The organism is Xanthomonas sp. LMG 12461, assembly GCF_009192935.1.
GTDB lineage: Bacteria > Pseudomonadota > Gammaproteobacteria > Xanthomonadales > Xanthomonadaceae > Xanthomonas_A > Xanthomonas_A sontii.
The window spans coordinates 96,698-117,182 of sequence record NZ_NQYT01000011.1 but is presented as its reverse complement, the minus strand read 5'-3'; the positions used below and the strand labels follow the sequence as shown (position 1 = coordinate 117,182).

The window sequence follows — 20,485 nt, the reverse complement described above, 5'->3', positions numbered from 1 at the left end:
CGCCACCCGCAGCGCCTGACCCCGGAGTTCCCATGTTCGGCTACTACGTCCGCCTCGCCTTGCGCAGCTTCCGCCGCAACACCGTCCTCACCGCGCTGATGGTGCTGGCCATCGCCCTGGGGATCGGCGCCAGCATGACCACGCTGACCGTGTTCTACGTGCTCTCCGGCGACCCGATCCCGCAGAAGAGCGACCGCCTGTTCTACGTGCAGGTGGATGCGCAGCCCAAGTCCGGCTACCAGCCGGGCGAGGAACCGGATTCGCAGAACACCCGGTTCGATGCCGAGGCCCTGCTGCGCGAGAAGCGCGCCAAGCGCCAGGCGCTGATGACCGGTGGCAGCGTGGCGATCGAACCGACCAAGAGCGGCCTGAAACCGTTCAAGTCGGAAGTGCGCTTCACCTCCGCGGACTTCTTCCCGATGTTCGACACGCCGTTCCTGTACGGCCACGGCTGGACCGGCACCGAAGACGAGCGCCACGACCGCGTGGTGGTCATCAGCCGGAAGCTCAACGAGAAGCTGTTCGACGGCGCCGACAGCGTCGGCCGCGAACTGCGCATGGACCAGAACACCTTCCGCATCGTCGGCGTGCTCGACACCTGGGAGGTCAAGCCGCGCTTCTACGACGTCACCAATACCTATGGCTCGGACGAACAGGCCTATCTGCCGTTCTCGGTGGCGATGGACCTGAAGATGGACCGCAACGGCAGCATGAACTGCTTCGGCGACAGCAACGGCGACCAGACCGCGCTCAATGCGCCCTGCACCTGGGTGCAGTACTGGGTGGAACTGGAAAGCCCGGCGCAGGCCGCCGACTACAAGGCCTACCTGGAGAACTATTCGGCCCAGCAACGCGCCGCCGGCCGCTTCCAGCGCCCCAACAACGTGCGCCTGCGCAACGTCATGCAGTGGCTGGACCACAACGAAGTGGTGCCCGGCGACGTGCGCCTGCAACTGTGGCTGGCGATGGGCTTCCTGCTGGTGTGCCTGCTCAACACCGTCGGCCTGCTGCTGGCCAAGTTCCTGCGCCGCAGCGGCGAGATCGGCGTGCGTCGCGCGCTCGGCGCCTCGCGCGGGGCGATCTTCGCGCAATGCCTGGTGGAGGCCGGCGCCATCGGCCTGGCCGGCGGCGTGGCCGGCCTGGGACTGGCCACGCTCGGGCTGTGGGCCGTGCGCCAGCAGCCGGCCAGCTACGCCAAGCTGGCGCATCTGGATCCGAGCATGCTGGCGCTGACCTTCGCCATGGCGGTGGGCGCCAGCCTGCTCGCCGGCCTGCTGCCGTCGTGGCGCGCCATCCAGGTGGCCCCCGCCCTGCAGCTCAAGTCCTGATCCTGCGCGCCCTGCGCCTTCCACGCATTCTCACAAGGTCATCGCCATGGATATCCGCCCCATCCTGTCCACCCTGCGCCGGCACAAGACCGCCGCCGCGCTGATCGTGCTGGAGATCGCCTTGGCCTGCGCGATCGTGTGCAACGCGCTGTTCCTGATCGGCAACCGCATCGAGACCCTGCACCGGCCCAGCGGCATCGCCGAGTCGGAACTGGTGACGATCTCGCTGGGCGGCATCGGCCAGCAGGTCAACGCCGCTGCGCGCACCCGCGAGGACCTGGCCGCGTTGCGCGCGGTGCCCGGGGTGCGCAACGCCACCGTGCTCAACCAGGTGCCGTTCGTGCACTACTCCTGGAACACCAGCCTGTCGCTGACCCCGGACCAGGAACGGCCCACGCTGAACGCGGCGCAGTACATGGCCGAGGAGGGCACGCTGAAGACTCTGGGCCTGAAGCTGGTGGCCGGTCGCGATTTCGCGCCCGACGAGTACATGGATCTGGAAGCGGCGCAGACCGACAAGCGGATCCAGGAGAAAGGCACCGCGATCATCCTCAACCGCGCCACCGCGGAAAAGATGTTCCCGGGGCAGAACGCCCTGGGCAAGACCGTGTACACCGGGCCGGTGGGCGCCCGCGTGGTCGGCATCGTCGAGACCCTGGCGCGGCCCACCGCCACCAGCGGCCTGGCCGAGATCGACTACGCGATGCTGCTGCCGCTTCGGCTGAGCTACACCGACGGCCTGTACGTGCTGCGCGTCACCGACCCGGCGCGGCGCCAGGAAGTGCTGAACGCGGCGACTGCGGCCTTGATGAAGGTCGACAGCAGCCGGCTGGTACTCAAGCAGCAGACCTACAGCGAGATCCGCGACGCCTACTTCCAGGGCGACCGCGCGATGGTGTGGCTGCTCGGCGCGGTGTGCGTGGCGCTGCTGGTGGTCACCGCGCTGGGCATCGTCGGCCTGGCCAGCTTCTGGGTGCAGCAGCGCACCAAGCAGATCGGCATCCGCCGCGCGCTCGGCGCCACCCGCGGGCAGATCCTGCGCTACTTCCAGACCGAGAACTTCCTGCTGGCCAGCACCGGCATCGTGCTCGGCATGCTGCTGGCCTACGCCATCAACCAGTGGCTGATGGGCAAGTACGAATTGCCGCGGCTGCCGCTGTCCTACCTGCCGATCGGCGCGGTGGCGCTGTGGCTGCTCGGCCAGCTGGCGGTGTTCGCGCCGGCGCGCCGCGCCGCCGACGTGCCGCCGGCCGTGGCCACCCGCAGCACCTGATCCATCCCCTTGGCCGGCTCCGGCCGGCCTTTTTTCCATCGAGCGCGCCATGCCCCGCAACCATCGCCCACTGCCGTCCTCCGGTCTCCTGCGCCACGCGCCTGCGTGGCCGCAGCCGTGCCCGATCGGCCTGGCGGCGCCGGTGCGGCGCGGCCGTTGAACGTCGCCGCCATGGCACTGGGTCCGATGCTCTCGACGCTGTCCCGGCACCGCACCGCGGCGACGCTGATCGTGCTGGAGATCGCGCTGGCCTGCGCGATCGTCTGCAACGCGCTGTTCCTGATCGGCAACCGCATCGCGACCCTGCGCAGCGCCAGCGGCGTCGCCGAAGCGGAACTGGTGACGATCGCCCTCGGCGGCATCGGCCGGCAGGTCGACGCGGCGGCACGCACCCGCGAAGACCTGGCTGCGTTGCGCGCGCTGCCCGGCGTGCGCAACGCCACCGTCGTCAACCAGATGCCGTTCGGGGACGCCGCCTGGAACGTCGGCCTGAATCTGACCCCCGACCAGGAATGGCCCACGCTCAATGCCGCGCAGTACAAGGCCGAGGACGCCACGCTGCGCACGCTGGGCCTGCGCCTGATCGCCGGGCGCGATTTCCGCGCCGACGAATACCTGGACCTGGACGCCCTGCGCAACGACGAGCGCCTGCGCAACGCCGGCGGCGCGGTCATCCTCAACCGGGCGGCGGCGGAGAAGATGTTCCCCGGACAGAACGCACTGGGCAGGACCGTCTACCGCGGCACCGTGCCGGCGCAGGTGGTCGGCATCGTCGACGCCCTGGCCCGCCCCAACCCGGACCTGGTCGGCCCGGCGCAGGCGCCCTACGCATTGCTGATTCCGCTGCGCATGCCCTACACCGACGGGGTGTACGTGCTGCGCGTGCGCGACCCGGCGCAACGCCAGGCCGTGCTCGCCGCGGCGACCGCGGCGCTGATGCAGGTGGACAGCAGCCGGCTGGTGCTCGATCAGCAGACCTACAGCGAGATCCGCGACGCCTATTTCCAGGGCGACCGCATCATGGTGTGGCTGCTCGGCGCGGTGTGCGTGTTGTTGCTGGTGGTCACCGCGCTGGGCATCGTCGGCCTGGCCAGTTTCTGGGTGCAGCAGCGCACCCGGCAGATCGGCATCCGCCGTGCCCTCGGCGCCACCCGCAGCCAGATCCTGCGCGACTTCCAGGCCGAGAATTTCCTGCTGACCAGCGCCGGCATCGCGCTGGGCATGCTGCTGGCGTACGCGATCAACCAGTGGCTGATGGGCCGGTACGAACTGCCGCGGCTGCCGCTGTCCTACCTGCCGCTCGGCGCGGCGACGCTGTGGCTGCTCGGCCAGTGCGCGGTGCTCGCGCCGGCGCGGCGCGCGGCGGCGGTGCCGCCGGCCGTGGCCACCCGCAGCCTCTGATCCCGTCCTTCCATCGCCCGCCACCGCCCCCTTCTCCAGGACGCCACGATGTTCGGCTACTACTGCAAACTGGCGCTGCACAGCTTCGGTCGCAACCGCCTGCTGACCGCCCTGATGGTGCTGGCGATCGCGGTCGGCATTGGCGCATCGATGACCACGCTGACCGTGTTCCACGTGCTGGCGGCCGATCCCATTCCCGGCAAGAGCGGGCAGCTGTTCAACGTCGAACTCAACGTCGAACCGGACGACCGTTACGATCCGAACGACACCGACCCGCAGCAACTGACCCGCCGCGATGCCGAGGCGCTGCTGCGCGACAGGCGCGGCGACCGCCAGGCGATGATGTCGGCCGGCAGCGTGACGGTGGTGCCGGCGCAGCCGCAGCTGACCCCGTTCGGCGCCGAAGCGCGCTACACCAGCGCCGACTTCTTCCCGATGTTCGCCGTGCCGATGCGCTACGGCCACACCTGGACCGCGGACGACGATGCCCGGCGCGCACGTGTCGCGGTGATTTCGCGGCGACTCAATACCCAGCTGTTCGGCGACGTGGACAGTGTCGGCCGCCAGCTCCAGCTCGGCGATGCCGTGCTGCGGGTGGTCGGGGTGATCGACGTCTGGGACATGAACCCGCGCTTCTACGACCTGACCAACACCGAATATGGCGACAGCGAGGACGTGTTCGTGCCGTTCTCCACCGCGCGCGACCTGGACCTGGACGTCAGCGGCTCGATGTCCTGCTGGGGCGACCATGCCGGCAACAGGACCAGCGCGAACGCCCCCTGCGCCTGGATCCAGTACTGGGTGGAACTGGACAGCCCCGGCAAGCGCGCCGCCTACCTGGACGCGCTGCAGGCCTATGCGCGGCAGCAGCGCGACGCGGGACGCTTCCGCCATCCGCCGGACATCCGCCTCAGCGACGTGATGACCTGGCTGGACCGCAACCACGCCGTGCCCTCCGACGTGCGTCTGCAGGTGGGGCTGGCACTGGCGTTCCTGGGCATCTGCCTGCTCAACACCGCCGGGCTGATGCTGGCCAAGTTCCTGCGCCACAGCGGCGAGATCGGCGTGCGCCGCGCGCTCGGCGCCTCGCGGCGGACGATCTTCGCCCAGCATCTGATCGAAGCGGCGGCGATCGGCCTGGCCGGCGGTGCCGGCGGCCTGCTGCTGGCCTGGATCGGCACCTGGCTGGTGCGGCAGCAGCCGGCGGACTACGCCGCGCTGGCGCACCTGGACGGCCGCATGTTGCTGCTCGCCCTGGCGATGAGCCTGGGCAGCGCGCTGCTCGCCGGCCTGCTGCCGGCCTGGCAGGCGATGCGCGTGTCCACCGCCCTGCAACTCAAGTCGCAATGACGCGCCGCGCGCGCCCTCTCCGCCAGGAACTCCCACCGTGTCCCTCCATCCCATCCTCTCCAGTCTGCGCAAGCACCGCGTCGCCGCCAGCCTGATCGTGCTGGAGATCGCCTTCAGTTGCGCCGTCGTCTGCAACGCGCTGTTCCTGATCGATCAGCGGCTCGAGCGCATGCAGCGGCCCAGCGGTGCCGCCGAGCAGGAACTGGTGCAACTGCGCAGCCGCAGCGTGGTCAGCGACGGCAATGGCGCAGCGCAGACCCGCGCCGACCTGGACGCGCTGCGCCGCATTCCGGGTGTGCGCGAGGCCAGCATCATCAACCAGCCGCTGTTCGGCGATTCGCTCGGCTACAGCGGCGTGTCGCTGCGCCCGGACCAGGAACGCAGCACCTTGCACGCGGTGCAGTACTTCGGCGACGCGCGGCTGCTCGATACCCTGGGGCTGCATCTGGTCGCAGGGCGCCGCTTCGCGGACGACGAGTTCATCGACGACGCGCAACTGCGCGATCCGGTGGCCAAGCGCATCCCGCCCTCGGTCATCCTCAGCCAATCGCTGGCGCAACGCCTGTTCCCCGGCCAGAACGCGGTGGGCCGCACCATCTACGTCTACGGCGAACACCGCATCGTCGGCGTGGTGCAACGCCTGGTGCAACCCCGCGAAGGAGGGAACGTCGGCCACTACGAGGACACGATGCTGTTCCCGGTGAACGTCGCCTACGATCGCGGCACCTACCTGCTGCGCGTGCGCGATCCGGCGCAGCGCGAGGCAGTGCTGCGGCAAGCCAAGGCGACGCTGGCGCAACACGGTCCACGGCGGATGATGAACGGCGGCAAGACCCTGCAACAAGCACGCGCGGACTACTACCGCGACGACCAGGCGATGGCCTGGCTCCTGGTCGGCGTCTGCGTCCTGCTGCTGTTGGTCACCGCCCTGGGCATCGTCGGCCTGACCAGTTTCTGGGTGCAGCAGCGCACCAAGCAGATCGGCATCCGCCGCGCGCTCGGCGCTACCTGCACGCAGATCCTGCGGCATTTCCAGTTGGAGAACTTCCTGCTCGCCAGCGCCGGCATCGTCCTCGGCATGCTGCTGGCCTATGCCGCCAACCTGTATCTGATGAGCGCTTACGAGCTGCCGCGGCTGCCGTTGTGGTACCTGCCGGTCGGCGCGGTGGTGCTGTGGCTGCTCGGCCAGCTCGCAGTGCTGCCGCCCGCACGTCGCGCCGCGGCGGTGCCGCCGGCGGTGGCCACGCGCAGTGTCTGAGCGAACGCGGCCACCGTCCAAACGAGGAGAGGCAGGATGCTGAACCATTATCTGCTGCTGGCCTGGCGCAGCCTGCGGCGCACGCCGATCGCCACCGCGCTGATGGTGCTGGCGATCGGCCTGGGCATCGGCGCGAGCATGACCATGCTGACGGTGCTGCACGTGATGTCGCGCGACCCGCTGCCGGACAGGAGCGCTGCGCTCTACACACCGCATCTGGATCCGTTGCCGAGCAGCTACCCGGACAACCAGGAGTGGGGCGATCCGGCCGACAACCTTACCTGGCCCGACGCCATGGCGCTGCTGCGCGCCGCACCCGCCACGCCGCAGGCGGCGATGGCCGGCGGGCAGGTCTTGCTGTGGCCGCCGCGGGCGACGCAAGCGCCGCTCGACCTGAGCGGCCGCTACACCAGCGCCGGGTTCTTCGCCCTGTTCGGCATCCCATTGCAGCGCGGGCACGGCTGGAGCACGGCGGACGACCAGCGCCACGCCCGCGTCATCGTGCTGAGCCGCACCCTGGCCGACACCCTGTTCGGCGCGCGCGATCCGGTCGGCCAGCGGGTGGCGCTCGGGGAAAAGCGCATCGGCTTCGAGGTAATCGGCGTGACCGGCGATTGGGATCCGCAACCGCTGTTCTACGCCGACCCTGGCAGCAAGGGCAGTTTCGGCCAGCGCGACGATTTCTTCCTGCCGCTGTCGACCGCGATGGAACTGGCGCTGGACGTCAACAGCAACATCAGCAGTTGGAACAGCTTCAACGGCGACGACGCGGCGCGACGCAAGGATCCCTCGACCAGCTGGCTGCAGTTCTGGGTGCGCCTGGACACGCCGCAACAGGTCGCCGCCTACCAGCGCCTGCTCTACGACTACGCCGCGACACAGCACGCCAGCGGCCGCTTCCAGCGGCCGCCGGAGCGGGCGCGCCTGTATGCGTTGATGGACTGGCTGCACCATTTGCGGATGGTGCCCGACGATGTGCGCCTGCAGACGCTGCTGGCGCTGGGCTTCCTGTGGATCTGCCTGGTCAACGTGATCGCCTTGCTGCTGGCGAAATTCCTGCGTCGCGGTGGCGAGATCGGCGTGCGACGCGCGCTCGGTGCCCGCCGCGGCCACGTGTTCCTGCAGTTCGGCAGCGAGGCCGCGCTGATCGGATTGCTCGGTGGCGCCGTTGGCATCGCGATCGCCGAACTGGGTCTGTGGAGCGTGCGCCAGCGCCCGGACGACTACGCCAGGCTGGCGCGGATGGACCTGCAGATGCTGCTCGCCACCGTAGCACTGGCGGTGATCGCCGCCCTGCTGGCGGGCCTGCTGCCCGCCTGGCGGGCCAGCCGGATCAACCCCGCCTTGCAGATCAAGGACCTGACATGAATCTGCCGATCCGCCCCATCCTCTCCAGCCTGCAGCATCACCGCCTGACCGCCGCGCTGCTGGCGCTGCAGGTCGCACTGACCTGCGCCTTCGTCGCCAACGCCGTGTTCCTGATCGGTGGGCGCATCGAACGTCTGCGGGTCTCCAGCGGCTTGCCCGAGGAAGAACTGGCGCTGATCTCGGTTCGCGGCGTCCAGAGCGATGGCAATGCGCTGGCCCAGCAGCAATCCGATCTGCGGGCGTTGCGCAGCATTCCCGGTGTCACCGCGGCCGCCGCGATCGGCTTCAGCCTGCCGCTGTCCGGCGGCGCCAACGACTATGGCGGTTGCCCCGACCGGCAGACGCTGGACCGCGCGATGGCGCGGCAGTCGATGGACGATACAGGGTGCATCCAGGCCACGTACTACAGCGGCTCGCCCGGTTTCGTGCAGGCCATGGGCGCCCACCTGATCGCCGGCCGCGACTTCCGTGCCGACGAATATTCCACCGCCACACCGAGCGCCGTGATCGTCACCCGCGCGCTGGCGCGGCAACTGTGGCCAGGTCAACCTGCGGTCGGCAAAACGCTGTATGGCGGAGTCCAGGGCGCCGTCGTCGTCGGCGTCGTCGACGATCTGCTGCGCACGACGCTGCGCGGCGCAGCGGTCGACCATCTGGCCGCGCTGTCGCCGCAGTTGCCCGCGGGCAACCAGGTGCAGTACCTGTTGCGCAGCGCGCCGCAGGACCGCGAACGGATCCTGGCCGCGGCGGCCGACGCGCTGGCGCAGGCAGGACCGCTGCGGCTGATTCCGGCCGAAGGGCGCCGCAGCTACGCCCAGCTGCGGCAGCGCTATTTCCAGCGCGATGCCACCATGATCGGGCTGCTGCTCGCGGCGACCACGGGCCTGTTGTTCGTGACCGCCCTGGGCATTGGCGGGCTGGCCAGTTTCTGGGTGCAGCAACGCACGCGCCAGATCGGCATCCGCCGCGCCATCGGCGCGACCCGTCGCGACATCCTGCGCCATTTCCAGACCGAAAACCTGCTGATCGTGAGCGCCGGCAGCGTCGCGGGCATGGTGCTGGCGTTGCTGCTCAATCAAGCGCTGTTGCAGCGCTACGACCTGCCGCGCCTGCCACTGGGCTACCTGCCGACCGTCGCTGCGGCGCTCTTGCTGCTCGGCCAGCTGGCGATCCTGGCGCCCGCACGCCGCGCCGCGGCGGTGCCGCCGGCGGTGGCCACCCGCAGTGTCTGAGCCGCCGATGCACGCAGGCACGACAAGCCGCGCGCGGGCTGCGATGATGCCGCCTGGTCCGTTCTTCTCCGCCGGCGTGTCCCGCCGCGCCCAAGGTGCACGATGCCCTGCCTGCTGATCATCGACGACAACCCCGCGGTCGCCACCGCGCTGGAAGTGCTGTTCTCCCTGCACGACATCGACACCGTCCATGCCGACAGCCCGCAGGCCGGCCTGCAGCGCCTGGGCGAGGGCGACATCGATCTGGTCCTGCAGGACATGAACTTCACCGCCGACACCACCTCCGGCGAGGAAGGCGTGGCCCTGTTCGAGGCGATCCGCACGCGCCATCCGGATCTGCCGGTGATCCTGCTGACCGCCTGGACCCAGCTCAGCAGCGCGGTGGAACTGGTCAAGGCCGGCGCCGCCGACTACCTGGCCAAGCCCTGGGACGACCGCAAGCTGCTGACCACGGTCAACAACCTGCTGGAACTGTCCGAGACCCGCCGCGAACTGGAGCGCCGCCGCGACGGCGAACGCCGCCATCGCCAGCAGCTGGCGCAGCGCTACGACCTGTGCGGCGCGGTGTTCGCCGACCCCGCCAGCGAGCGCGCGATCGCGCTGGCCTGCCAGGTGGCGCGCTCGGAACTGCCGGTGCTGATCACCGGCCCCAACGGCAGCGGCAAGGAGAAGATCGCGCAGATCATCCAGGCCAACTCCTCGGTGCGGCGTGGCCCGTTCGTGGCCCTCAATTGCGGCGCGATCCCGGCCGAACTGATCGAGGCCGAGCTGTTCGGCGCCGAGGCCGGCGCCTACACCGGCGCCAACAAGGTGCGCGAGGGCAAGTTCGAGGCCGCCGACGGCGGCACGCTGTTCCTGGACGAGATCGGCAACCTGTCGCTGGCCGGGCAGATGAAGCTGCTGCGGGTGCTGGAGACCGGCCGGTTCGAGCGGCTCGGCTCCAACCGCGAGCGGCAGGTCAAGGTGCGGGTGATCAGCGCCACCAATGCCGACCTGACCGCGATGATCCGCGACGGCAGCTTCCGCGAGGACCTGTACTACCGGCTCAACGCGGTGGAACTGTCGCTGCCGGCGCTGGCCGAGCGCCCCGGCGACATCGTGCCGCTGGCCGAACACTTCCTCTCCGGCGACAAGCCGCTGTCGGCCGGCGCGTGCCAAGCGCTGCAGCGCCACGCCTGGCCCGGCAACGTGCGCGAACTGCGCAACGTGGTGCAGCGCGCCGAACTGCTGGCCGGCGGTGCGCAAATCGAGTCCGCCGACCTCAACCTGCCGAAGCCGGCGGCCCCGCGCGCGGCCGCCGCCGCCGAACCCGACCGCGAGCGCATCGTGGCCGAGCTGAGCCGTGCGCACGGCGTCATCGCCCAGGCCGCCGCCGAACTGGGCATGAGCCGGCAGGCGCTGTACCGGCGCATGGACCGCTACGGCATCCCGCGCGAATGAAACTGCGCCGCTCCTTCACCGTCATGCTGTTCCTGCGCCTGCTGCCGGTGCTGGCGCTGGCCGCCGCCCTGCCGTGGCTGCTGGCCTACTGGATGGACCGCGGCTGGGAAGTGGTCACGGCCTCGGCGCTGGCCCTGCTGCTGTTGATGTGGTGGACGCTGCGGCGCGCCACCGCGCCGATGCGCTCGCTGTTCCGCGCCCTGGCCGGCACCGTCAGCAGCTACCGCGACGGCGAATACAACTTCGGCGTGCACTGGCGCGGCGACGACGAACTGGGCGAGATGGTCGCCGCGCACGCGCAACTGGGCGAGATCCTGCGCGAACAGCGCCAGGGCCTGGCGCAGCGCGAGCTGATGCTCGACACCATGGTGCAGAACACCCCGGTGGCGATGCTGCTCACCTCCAAGGGCGGCGACGGCCTGCGCCGCGTGGTGTTCTCCAACCTGGCCGCGCGCAAGCTGCTGCACAGCGGCTGGAAGCTGGAAGGACAGCGCCTGGACGACCTGCTGCTGGGCGTGCCGGCGCCGCTGCGCGAGGCGATCTCGCGCGGTGGCGACAGCCTGTTCGCCATCGAAGGCAGCGACGAGGACCCGGAGGAGGAGCAGATCTACCACCTGTCGCAGCGCCGCTTCCATCTCAACGGCCGCCCGCACGAACTGCTGTTGATCCGCCTGCTCACCGCCGAACTGCGCCGCCAGGAAGTGCACACCTGGAAGAAGGTGATCCGGGTGATCAGCCACGAGCTCAACAACTCGCTGGCGCCGATTGCCTCGCTGGCGCACTCCGGCGCCGAGCTGGTGCGGCGGCAGAAGGTGGAGCGGCTGGAAGAGGTGTTCGGCACCATCGAGGAACGCGCGCGGCACCTGGAAGGCTTCATCCGCGGCTACGCGCGCTTCGCCAAGCTGCCGCAGCCGCAACTGCAGACGGTGCACTGGGCGCAGTTCCTGGCCGGGCTGCAGCAGCAGATTCCGTTCGCGCTGGACCTGGAGTCGCCCGACCTGCACAGCCGGGTCGATCCGGCGCAACTGCAGCAGGCGCTGCTCAACCTGGTCAAGAACGCCCACGAGTCCCTGCCCGAGGGGCAGACGCCGGCCGATGGCGTGCGCGTGCGCGTGTCCACCCGCCCGGACTGGCTGCGCCTGGAAGTACTGGACCGCGGCAGCGGCATGAACGAGGCGGTGCTGCACAACGCGTTGATGCCGTTCTACTCGACCAAGCGCAACGGCACCGGCCTGGGCCTGGCCCTGACCCGCGAGATCGTCGAAGCCCACGGCGGCCGCCTGTCGCTGCACAACCGCGACGAAGGCGGACTGTGCGTGACGGTGCAGTTGCCACAGGGGGAGCGGGGCTGATTTTTTGGGGCCGGGATTGGGGATTGGGGATCCGGTTCCCTAGGAATGCAGCGGTCGCGGCGAGCTGAGAAGCGGCGAGCCGGCCGCGAGGCTCAGTGCGACGGCAGCGGACAGCGCATCGCCACCCGCAGGTGCATCGGGAAACCGAGCGCGGCTTCCTGTCGCCAGGTCGCCCGCAACTGCGGGCCCCACTGCGCAGGCGGCATCTCGACGAAGCCCTCGTTGGCGTAGAACGGCGCATTCCACGGCACGTCGCGCAAGGTGGTCAGCAGCATGCATTGGAAACCAGCAACTGCCGCGGCGGCGCGCGCATGCCGCAGCAGCGCACGACCGTGGCCACGGCGCCCGGCATCGGGATCCACGTCCATCTGCTGCACGTGGAAGCCGTCGTCCAGGCGCCCGCCGAGCAGATAGCCGACGCAATGTTCGTCCTCGTCCAGCGCCACCCATAACTGCTCGCGCGCCAATCCGGCACGCAGCGCCTCCGCATCCAGTCCGTGCGTCGCGAACACGGCCTGCGCCGGATGCCCTTGCAGCAGGGCACCGGCGCGCCGTTCGATCTCCGGCAACCGCGCCAACTCCTGCGCGCGCGCCAGACGAATGCGCCCGGCCATGCCTCAGTCGCGCTTGCCCGGGCGTTTCCAGCCTTCGACGGTTTCCTGCCGCACCCGTGCCACGCTCAGCTTGCCGGCCGGCGCGCTGCGGGTGATCACCGAGCCGGCGCCGATGGTGGCGCCGTCGCCGATCTCCAGCGGCGCCACCAGCGCGCTGTTGGAGCCGACGAACACGCCATCGCCGATCACCGTCTGCGACTTGTTGACGCCGTCGTAGTTGCAGGTGATCACCCCGGCACCGACGTTGACGCCGCTGCCGATGGTCGCGTCGCCGAGGTAGGTCAGGTGATTGGCTTTGCTGCCGACGCCGAGCACCGCCTTCTTGGTCTCGACGAAGTTGCCGATGTGCACGCCATCGGCCAGCACCGTGCCCGGGCGCAGCCGCGCGAACGGGCCGATCTGCACCGCGCCCTCGGCGACCACGCCTTCCAGGTCGCAATGCGCACGCACCTCGGTACCCGGCCCCAGCACCACGTCCTTCAAGCGCACGAACGGGCCGATGCTGACGCCGTCGCCCAGTTCCACCTCGCCTTCCAGGATCACGTTGGCGTCGATGCGCACGTCGTGGCCGGCGCGCACGCGGCCGCGCTGGTCCAGGCGGTTCGGGTCGATCAGTTGCACGCCCTGCTCGCACAACGCGCGCGCCGCGCGCAACTGCCAGGCACGTTCCAGTTGCGCCAGCTGCCACGGATCGTTGGCGCCCTCGGCCTCGATCGGGTCGGCCACCAGCACCATCTCGGCCGGGGTGAACTCGGCGGCAGCGGCGGCGAACACGTCGGTCAGGTAGTACTCGCCCTGCGCGTTGTCGTTGCGCAACTGCGCCAGCCAGCGCTTCAGCGCGGTGGACTCGGCGGTGACGATGCCGGTGTTGATGGTGCGGATGCGCCGCTGCTCGTCGTCGGCGTCCTTCTGCTCGACGATCGCCGCGACCTTGCCGGCAGCATCGCGCACGATGCGGCCGTAGCCGGTGGGATCCTCCGGCTCGGCCACCAGCACCGCGACGCGGCCGGGCGCATGCAGCAGGCGGGTCAGGGTCTCGGCGCGGATCAGTGGCACGTCGCCGTACAGCACCAGCACCGTGGCCGCGTCGGGTACGGCCGCCATCGCCTGCTGCACCGCGTGGCCGGTGCCCAGCTGTTGCGCCTGCTCGGCCCACAGCAGGTCCGGCTGGTCGGCGAACGCCGCCAGCACCGCCTCGCCGCCGTGGCCATGGATAATGTGGATCGCGTCCGGCTGCAGGTGGCGCGCGGTCTCGATCACATGCGCCAGCATCGGCCGGCCGGCGATCGGCTGCAGCACCTTGGGCTTGGCCGACTTCATCCGCTTGCCCGCGCCGGCGGCGAGGATCACGACGTGCAGGGGCAGACTCATGGGGCGGTTCCGTTGCGGGTGGACGACGAATTCTAGAGGCTGCCGGCCACGTCTGCCGTCACGACCGCGCCACACGCGGCGGGCTGCACATCGGCGCCGCAGGCGCTAGCATGCGCGATCGTCTTCTCCTGCGGATGTTCATGGGTCTCCTGCGCCAGGGCAGCCAGTTCCTGCTGATCGGCCTGCTGCAATTGCTGGTCGACTGGAGCGTGTTCGTCGCCGCCACCGCGGCCGGCATGCCGACGGTCCCGGGCAACGTGCTGGGCCGCGTCTGCGGCGCCCTGCTCGGGTTCTGGCTCAACGGCCGCATCACCTTCGCCAGCGACGACGACGCGCGGCTGGGCTGGCGCCGCTTCGGCCGCTTCATGGCCATGTGGCTCGTGCTCACCGCGCTCAGCACCTGGCTGGTGGCGCTGTGCGCCCACGCCCTGGGCCTGCGCCTGGCCTGGCTGGCCAAGCCGCTGGTCGAAGGCATGCTGGCGGTGGTGTCGTTCTTCCTGGGCCGGCAGTTGGTGTATCGCTAGCGCTGGCGACACGGCAGGCAGGCGGCACCGCTGCGTGCGCTCGGCGCCGGCTGTCGGGGCTGAAGCCCCTCCCACAAAAGACCTAACGTATGCCGGGAGCATCCCTGTGGGAGCGACTTCAGTCGCGACGAGCGAAGCCTAGACGGCCAGCGCGGATCGGGCCTGCAGAGCGCCAAATCGGCTTCAGCGCCCCGTTGGGCGCAGGCAACGCGCCATCGGCCCCGCTACCGACGACTCAATGGCAGAAATCGCCCAGGCTGCGCACCAGCGCGGTGCGGTGCAGTTGGTCGAGCTGCCAGCGCAGCGCATAGGCCTCGGCCGCGCGCGCGGTCGTGGCCGGGCAATCCGGGGCCTGGCGCAGCGTGGCGCTGGCCTGCAACGCGTCCAGCATCTCGCCCTGCAGCTGGTCCAGGCGCGCGCGCAGTGCGGTCAGGTCCGGGCGCGGGCTGTTGGGCGCGCGGCCGCGCAGGTGCCAGCGCGACAGCAGTTCGTACTGCACCAGCTTGTTGGATTCGATCTGCATGCCGAAGAAACGCGCCGCATCGTCCGGATCCACGCCGTGGGCCGGCGCCTGATCGCGCACGCTCGCCAGCACCGCGGCCTCGCGCGTGGCATCCAGCACCGGCTTGCCGCTGTCCCACTTGCTCAGCGCCACCTGGTCGCCGATCGCATTGCGCTCGACGATGCGATCCAGCAGCGGCTCCAGTGGGGTGGCACTGCGTGCGGGCAATGCGCATCCCATCAACAGGGCGCCGGCCAGCACGGCGGTCAGCGCATGCATGCAGGGACGAGGAACGGCAGCGGACAGGCTCATCTCGGTTCTCCGGTAACCGTCTGCGGGTGGGGGATGAACCGCAGATCGGGCGGCCATCTTGCCGCAGTCCACCGACCGCACGATGACCGCACCCGCGTCTTGTCGCATGCCAGCGCGGCCGAGTCAGCGACCAGCAAGCCAGCGCCGTGCGCTGCGTCGCAGTCCAGCTCGATCTCGAGCTGCGCCGCAGGAATGCGATCTTCACGGCGATCCAATGCGCCTGCGCGTCACAGAGTGCGGCAAGCCGGATCCGCGAGGTGATCCCCCACATGCACGCGGAGGCGGCGTGCGAAGGAGACCCCCATCTCCCAGACACGACAACGCCGGCAAACGCCGGCGTCGTCGTCGCGCATGCGGCCATCAGGCCGCGGGGCGGTGAACTCAGTGCTTGAGGTTCTTGCGCAGACGCTCCAGCGCCTGCAGCTGCGCGGTGACCTCGGCCAGCTTGGCCTGCGCCTCAGCCACGTCCATGCCTTCGCCGCGGTTGGCGAGCAGGCGCTCGGCTTCTTCCTTGGCCTTGCGCACAGACGCCTCGTCGATGTCCTGCGCGCGGATCGCGGTGTCGGCCAGGATCGTCACCACCTGCGGCTGCACCTCGAGGATGCCGCCGGAAATGGCGAAATCCAGCTGCTCGCCGCTCGCGGTGGTCACCACCACCTTGCCGGGCTTGAGCCGGGTGATCAACGGCGCGTGCTTGGGCGCGATGCCCAGCTCGCCCAGCTCGCCGGTCGCGACCACCAGGGTGGCGTCGCCGTGGTAGATCTCATGCTCGGCGCTGACGATGTCGCAACGGATGGTGCTCATGGTGCCTCACTGGGTGAGGCGGGAATCGGGAATCGGGAATCGGGAATGGGGAGAAGCGGGTGTGCCGTTTCTCGACCATTACGCGATGCATCAGATTCCAGTTGTCCCGCCTTGACGATTCTCGATTCCCGATTCCCCATTCCCGGATGCCGGCCGCCTGCGGCCGGCGTCCAGATCAGGCCTTCTCGGCCATCTTCTTGGCCTTCTCGACCGCTTCCTCGATGCCGCCGACCATGTAGAAGGCCTGCTCCGGCAGGTGGTCGTACTCGCCGTCGACGATGGCCTTGAAGCCGCGGATGGTGTCCTTCAGCGACACGTACTTGCCCGGCGAGCCGGTGAACACTTCGGCCACGTGGAACGGCTGGCTGAAGAAGCGCTCGATCTTGCGCGCGCGCGACACGGCCTGCTTGTCCTCTTCGGACAGTTCGTCCATGCCCAGGATCGCGATGATGTCCTTCAGTTCCTTGTACTTCTGCAAGGTGGACTGCACGCGGCGGGCGGTGTCGTAGTGCTCGTGGCCGATCACGTTCGGGTCCAGCTGGCGGCTGGTCGAATCGAGCGGATCCACCGCTGGGTAGATACCCAGCGAAGCGATGTTACGCGACAGCACGACGGTGGCGTCGAGGTGGGCGAAGGTGGTCGCTGGCGACGGGTCGGTCAGGTCGTCCGCGGGCACGTACACGGCCTGGATCGAGGTGATCGAGCCGGACTTGGTCGAGGTGATGCGCTCCTGCAGCACGCCCATTTCCTCGGCCAGGGTCGGCTGGTAGCCCACCGCCGACGGCATGCGGCCCAGCAGCGCCGACACTTCGGTACCGGCCAGGGTGTAGCGGTAGATGTTGTCGACGAACAGCAGCACGTCCTTGCCCTTGCCCGAGGCGTCCTTCTCGTCGCGGAAGTACTCGGCCATGGTCAGGCCGGTCAGCGCGACGCGCAGGCGGTTGCCCGGCGGCTCGTTCATCTGGCCGTACACCATCGCCACCTTGTCCAGGACGTTGGAGTCCTTCATCTCGTGGTAGAAGTCGTTGCCCTCGCGGGTGCGCTCGCCCACGCCGGCGAACACGGACAGACCCGAGTGCGCCTTGGCGATGTTGTTGATCAGTTCCATCATGTTGACGGTCTTGCCGACGCCGGCGCCGCCGAACAGGCCGACCTTGCCGCCCTTGGCGAACGGGCACATCAGGTCGATGACCTTGATGCCGGTCTCCAGCAGCTCGGTGGCCGAGGACTGGTCTTCGTAGGTCGGCGCCGCGCGGTGGATTTCCCAATGGTCGGTGGCCTGCACGTCGCCGGCCTCGTCGATCGGACGACCCAGCACGTCCATGATGCGGCCCAGCGTGCCGGCGCCGACCGGCACCGAGATCGCACGGCCGGTGTTGGTGGCGACCAGGTTGCGCTTGAGGCCGTCGGTGGAGCCGAGGGCGATCGTACGCACGACGCCGTCGCCCAACTGCTGCTGCACTTCCAGCGTGATGGCGGTGCCGTCGACCTTCAGTGCGTCGTACACCTTCGGCACATCGGCACGCGCGAATTCGACGTCGACGACCGCGCCGATGATCTGAACGATCTTGCCCTGACTCATTTGGATAACTCCACTAATGTCTATGCGAATCTGGTGTCGGGAATGGGGAACGGGGAATCGGGAATGGGAAGATCAAGCGCTGCTGCTTCGACCATTCCCGTTTCTCCATTCCCCATTCCCGGCTACACAGCGGCTGCGCCGCCGACGATTTCGGAAATTTCCTGGGTGATCGCAGCCTGACGCGCCTTGTTGTAGACCAACTGCAAGGTGCTGATCAGCTTGCTGGCGTTGTCGCTGGCCGCCTTCATCGCGACCATACGCGCCGCATGCTCGGACGCCACGTTCTCCAGCACCGCCTGATACACCAGCGACTCGATGTAACGCGTCATCACGTGCTCGAGCACGCTCGCGGCATCGGGTTCGTACAGGTAGTCCCAGTCGTGGTGCGCGACCTGGCTCTCGGACGCCGGCAGCGGCAGCAGCTGGTCGAAGCTGGCCTTCTGCGTCATCGTGTTGACGAAGCGGTTGTAGACCAGATACACGCGGTCCAGCTTGCCTTCGGTGAACGCGTCCAGCATCACCTTGATCACGCCGATCAACTGCTCCAGCTGCGGCAGGTCGCCGAGGTGGCTGACGCTGCCGACCATGTCCACCTTGATCCGGCGGAAGAACACCGAGGCCTTCTGGCCGATGGTGACCACGTCCACGCCCGCGCCCTGGTCCTGCCACTGGCGCACTTCGCCCAGCATCTTGCGGAACAGGTTGTTGTTCAGGCCGCCGGCCAGGCCGCGATCGGAGGAGATCACGATGTAGCCGACGCGCTTGACCGACTCGCGCTGCACCAGGAACGGATGCGTGTAATCGGTGCTGGCCTGCGCCAGATGCCCGATCACCTGCTTCATCGCCTGCGCGTACGGACGCGAGGTCTTCATCCGATCCTGCGCCTTGCGGATCTTGGAGGCCGAGACCATCTCGAGCGCGCGCGTCACCTTGCGGGTGTTCTGCACGCTCTTGATCTTGGATTTGATTTCGCGTCCGCCTGCCATGCTCTCGCTCGCTTTGCTCGCTTCGTGGGAATGGGGAATGGAGAATCGGGAATGGGCAAGCCCGGATCCCGCTCCTACGATTCCCTATTCTCTAATCCCGATTCCCGGCAACTGATTTACCAGCTACCCGTGGTCTTGAACTCGCCGATGCCCTTCTTGAACGCGGCCTCGATGTCGCCGTTCCAGTCGCCGGTGTCGTTGACCTTGGCGATCAGCTCGCCCTGGGTGTTGGCGAAGTGGGCGTGCAGGCCCTCTTCGAACGCCAGCAGCTTGTTGACCGGCACGTCGTCGAGGTAGCCCTCGTTGACCGCGTAGATCGACAGCGCCTGGTTGGCGATGGACATCGGCATGTACTGCTTCTGCTTCATCAGCTCGGTGACGCGCTGACCGCGCTCGAGCTGCTTGCGGGTGGCTTCGTCCAGGTCCGAGGCGAACTGCGCGAACGCCGCCAGCTCGCGGTACTGCGCCAGCGAGATGCGGATGCCGCCGGAGAGCTTCTTGATGATCTTGGTCTGCGCGGCGCCGCCGACGCGCGACACCGAGATACCGGCGTTCACCGCCGGGCGGATGCCGGCGTTGAACAGGTCGGTTTCCAGGAAGATCTGGCCGTCGGTGATCGAGATCACGTTGGTCGGCACGAACGCGGACACGTCGCCGGCCTGGGTCTCGATGATCGGCAGCGCGGTCAGCGAACCGGTCTTGCCCTTGACCTCGCCCTTGGTGAACTGCTCCACGTACTCCTCGGACACGCGCGCGGCGCGCTCCAGCAGGCGGCTGTGCAGGTAGAACACGTCGCCCGGGTAGGCTTCGCGGCCCGGCGGGCGCTTCAGCAGCAGCGAGATCTGGCGGTAGGCCACGGCCTGCTTGGACAGATCGTCGTACACGATCAGCGCGTCTTCGCCGCGGTCCATGAAGTACTCGCCCATGGTGCAGCCGGCGTAGGCGCTGATGTACTGCATCGCCGCCGATTCGGAGGCGGTCGCGGCGACCACGATGGTGTGCGCCAGCGCGCCGTTCTCTTCCAGCTTGCGCACGATGTTGGCGACGGTCGAGGCCTTCTGCCCGATCGCCACGTACACGCACTTGATGCCGGTGTTCTTCTGGTTGATCACCGCGTCGATGGCCAGCGCGGTCTTGCCGGTCTGGCGGTCGCCGATGACCAGCTCGCGCTGGCCGCGGCCGATCGGGATCATGGCGTCGACCGACTTGTAGCCGGTCTGCACCGGCTGGTCGACCGACTTGCGCCAGATCACGCCCGGCGCCACGCGCTCCACCGGCGCGGTCTGGCTGGTGCCCAGCGGGCCCTTGCCGTCGATCGGCTCGCCCAGCGCGTTGACCACGCGGCCCAGCAGTTCCTTGCCCACCGGCACTTCCAGGATGCGGCCGGTGGTCTTGGCCACGTCGCCTTCGCGCAGGTTCTCGTAGTCGCCGAGCACCACGGCGCCGACCGAGTCGCGCTCCAGGTTCAGCGCCAGGGCGTAGGTGTCGTTCGGCAGTTCGATCATTTCGCCCTGCATCACGTCGGCCAGGCCGAAGATGCGCACGATGCCGTCGGACACGCTGGTGACCGTGCCTTCGTTGCGCGACTCCGCGGCCAGCTTGACCTGCTCGATGCGGTTCTTGATCAGTTCGCTGATTTCGGAGGGGTTGAGCGTGGTTGCCATCTTGGTTTCCTTCGGATCGTCCATCGCGCAGCGGCGGATGGCGACGTGTGGTTAGCTTCTTTGAGAATCGGGAATGGGGAATCGGGAATCGCGGGTGGCGTCGCCGCCGGGCCGGGTTCTCTCC

The 20,485-nt window shown here is 69.0% G+C and carries 16 protein-coding genes and 2 pseudogenes; 11 read left to right on the top strand and 7 right to left on the bottom strand.

What is annotated here, in order from left to right; genetic code table 11:
• Nucleotides 1-32: 32 nt before the first annotated feature.
• The 10 genes and pseudogenes from CEK68_RS03410 to CEK68_RS03370 all read left to right on the top strand — a co-directional run bounded on the left by CEK68_RS03410 (nt 33) and on the right by CEK68_RS03370 (nt 12,002).
• Entirely contained in the window at nt 33-1,328 is a 1,296-nt protein-coding gene (locus CEK68_RS03410; protein ID WP_152238534.1) for an ABC transporter permease, read from the top strand.
• A 46-nt stretch (nt 1,329-1,374) separates the two neighbouring features.
• Nucleotides 1,375-2,601, top strand: coding sequence for an FtsX-like permease family protein (locus CEK68_RS03405; protein WP_152238533.1), 1,227 nt, complete (start codon nt 1,375-1,377; stop codon nt 2,599-2,601).
• Between the two features lie 171 nt (nt 2,602-2,772).
• A complete protein-coding gene (locus CEK68_RS03400) occupies nt 2,773-4,002 on the top strand; it encodes an FtsX-like permease family protein (protein WP_152238532.1) in 1,230 nt (409 codons plus the stop codon).
• 48 nt (nt 4,003-4,050) lie between these two features.
• On the top strand, nt 4,051-5,352 hold the full coding sequence (locus tag CEK68_RS03395) for an ABC transporter permease (protein WP_152238531.1): 1,302 nt from the start codon (nt 4,051-4,053) through the stop codon (nt 5,350-5,352).
• Nucleotides 5,353-5,389: 37 nt separating this feature from the next.
• Nucleotides 5,390-6,610, top strand: coding sequence for an FtsX-like permease family protein (locus tag CEK68_RS03390; RefSeq protein WP_152238530.1), 1,221 nt, complete (start codon nt 5,390-5,392; stop codon nt 6,608-6,610).
• A gap of 36 nt (nt 6,611-6,646) precedes the next feature.
• Nucleotides 6,647-7,978 (top strand): ABC transporter permease, encoded by a 1,332-nt coding sequence (locus CEK68_RS03385; protein ID WP_152238529.1) that lies wholly within the window; start codon nt 6,647-6,649, stop codon nt 7,976-7,978.
• Nucleotides 7,975-9,210, top strand: coding sequence for an FtsX-like permease family protein (locus tag CEK68_RS03380; protein WP_152238528.1), 1,236 nt, complete (start codon nt 7,975-7,977; stop codon nt 9,208-9,210). The genes CEK68_RS03385 and CEK68_RS03380 overlap by 4 nt, the downstream gene beginning before the upstream one ends.
• Before the next feature lie 102 nt (nt 9,211-9,312).
• Nucleotides 9,313-10,227 (top strand): annotated as a pseudogene (locus tag CEK68_RS03375) (sigma 54-interacting transcriptional regulator); the annotation flags it as partial.
• Between the two features lie 134 nt (nt 10,228-10,361).
• A pseudogene (locus CEK68_RS21445) lies at nt 10,362-10,580 on the top strand (hypothetical protein); the annotation flags it as partial.
• Nucleotides 10,581-10,646: 66 nt separating this feature from the next.
• The gene (locus CEK68_RS03370; RefSeq protein ID WP_017916671.1) at nt 10,647-12,002 is read left to right on the top strand and encodes a HAMP domain-containing sensor histidine kinase; all 1,356 of its coding nucleotides are present in this window, start codon (nt 10,647-10,649) and stop codon (nt 12,000-12,002) included.
• Between the two features lie 92 nt (nt 12,003-12,094).
• Here CEK68_RS03370 and CEK68_RS03365 read toward each other — a convergent pair whose 3' ends face one another.
• Complete coding sequence (locus tag CEK68_RS03365) at nt 12,095-12,616, bottom strand: GNAT family N-acetyltransferase (RefSeq protein ID WP_152238527.1); 522 nt, start codon at nt 12,614-12,616, stop codon at nt 12,095-12,097.
• 3 nt (nt 12,617-12,619) lie between these two features.
• Nucleotides 12,620-13,987, bottom strand: coding sequence for a bifunctional UDP-N-acetylglucosamine diphosphorylase/glucosamine-1-phosphate N-acetyltransferase GlmU (gene glmU / locus CEK68_RS03360; RefSeq protein ID WP_152238526.1), 1,368 nt, complete (start codon nt 13,985-13,987; stop codon nt 12,620-12,622).
• 140 nt (nt 13,988-14,127) lie between these two features.
• Between glmU and CEK68_RS03355 the strand changes: the two genes are divergently transcribed.
• Nucleotides 14,128-14,511 carry a GtrA family protein gene (locus tag CEK68_RS03355; protein ID WP_193314087.1) on the top strand — a complete coding sequence of 128 codons (384 nt, stop codon included), beginning with the start codon at nt 14,128-14,130 and terminating at the stop codon, nt 14,509-14,511.
• A 235-nt stretch (nt 14,512-14,746) separates the two neighbouring features.
• Here the strand turns inward: CEK68_RS03355 and CEK68_RS03350 are convergent, their stop codons facing one another.
• The 5 genes from CEK68_RS03350 to atpA form a co-directional block, all read right to left on the bottom strand.
• Nucleotides 14,747-15,292, bottom strand: coding sequence for a chorismate mutase (locus CEK68_RS03350; protein WP_148828041.1), 546 nt, complete (start codon nt 15,290-15,292; stop codon nt 14,747-14,749).
• 414 nt (nt 15,293-15,706) lie between these two features.
• On the bottom strand, nt 15,707-16,129 hold the full coding sequence (locus CEK68_RS03345) for a F0F1 ATP synthase subunit epsilon (RefSeq protein ID WP_017910296.1): 423 nt from the start codon (nt 16,127-16,129) through the stop codon (nt 15,707-15,709).
• A gap of 175 nt (nt 16,130-16,304) precedes the next feature.
• The gene (atpD, locus tag CEK68_RS03340; RefSeq protein WP_017910295.1) at nt 16,305-17,711 is read right to left on the bottom strand and encodes a F0F1 ATP synthase subunit beta; all 1,407 of its coding nucleotides are present in this window, start codon (nt 17,709-17,711) and stop codon (nt 16,305-16,307) included.
• Nucleotides 17,712-17,833: 122 nt separating this feature from the next.
• The gene (gene atpG, locus CEK68_RS03335; protein ID WP_017913606.1) at nt 17,834-18,697 is read right to left on the bottom strand and encodes a F0F1 ATP synthase subunit gamma; all 864 of its coding nucleotides are present in this window, start codon (nt 18,695-18,697) and stop codon (nt 17,834-17,836) included.
• A 116-nt stretch (nt 18,698-18,813) separates the two neighbouring features.
• The gene (gene atpA, locus CEK68_RS03330) at nt 18,814-20,361 is read right to left on the bottom strand and encodes a F0F1 ATP synthase subunit alpha (protein ID WP_026143773.1); all 1,548 of its coding nucleotides are present in this window, start codon (nt 20,359-20,361) and stop codon (nt 18,814-18,816) included.
• Between the last annotated feature and the right edge of the window lie 124 nt (nt 20,362-20,485).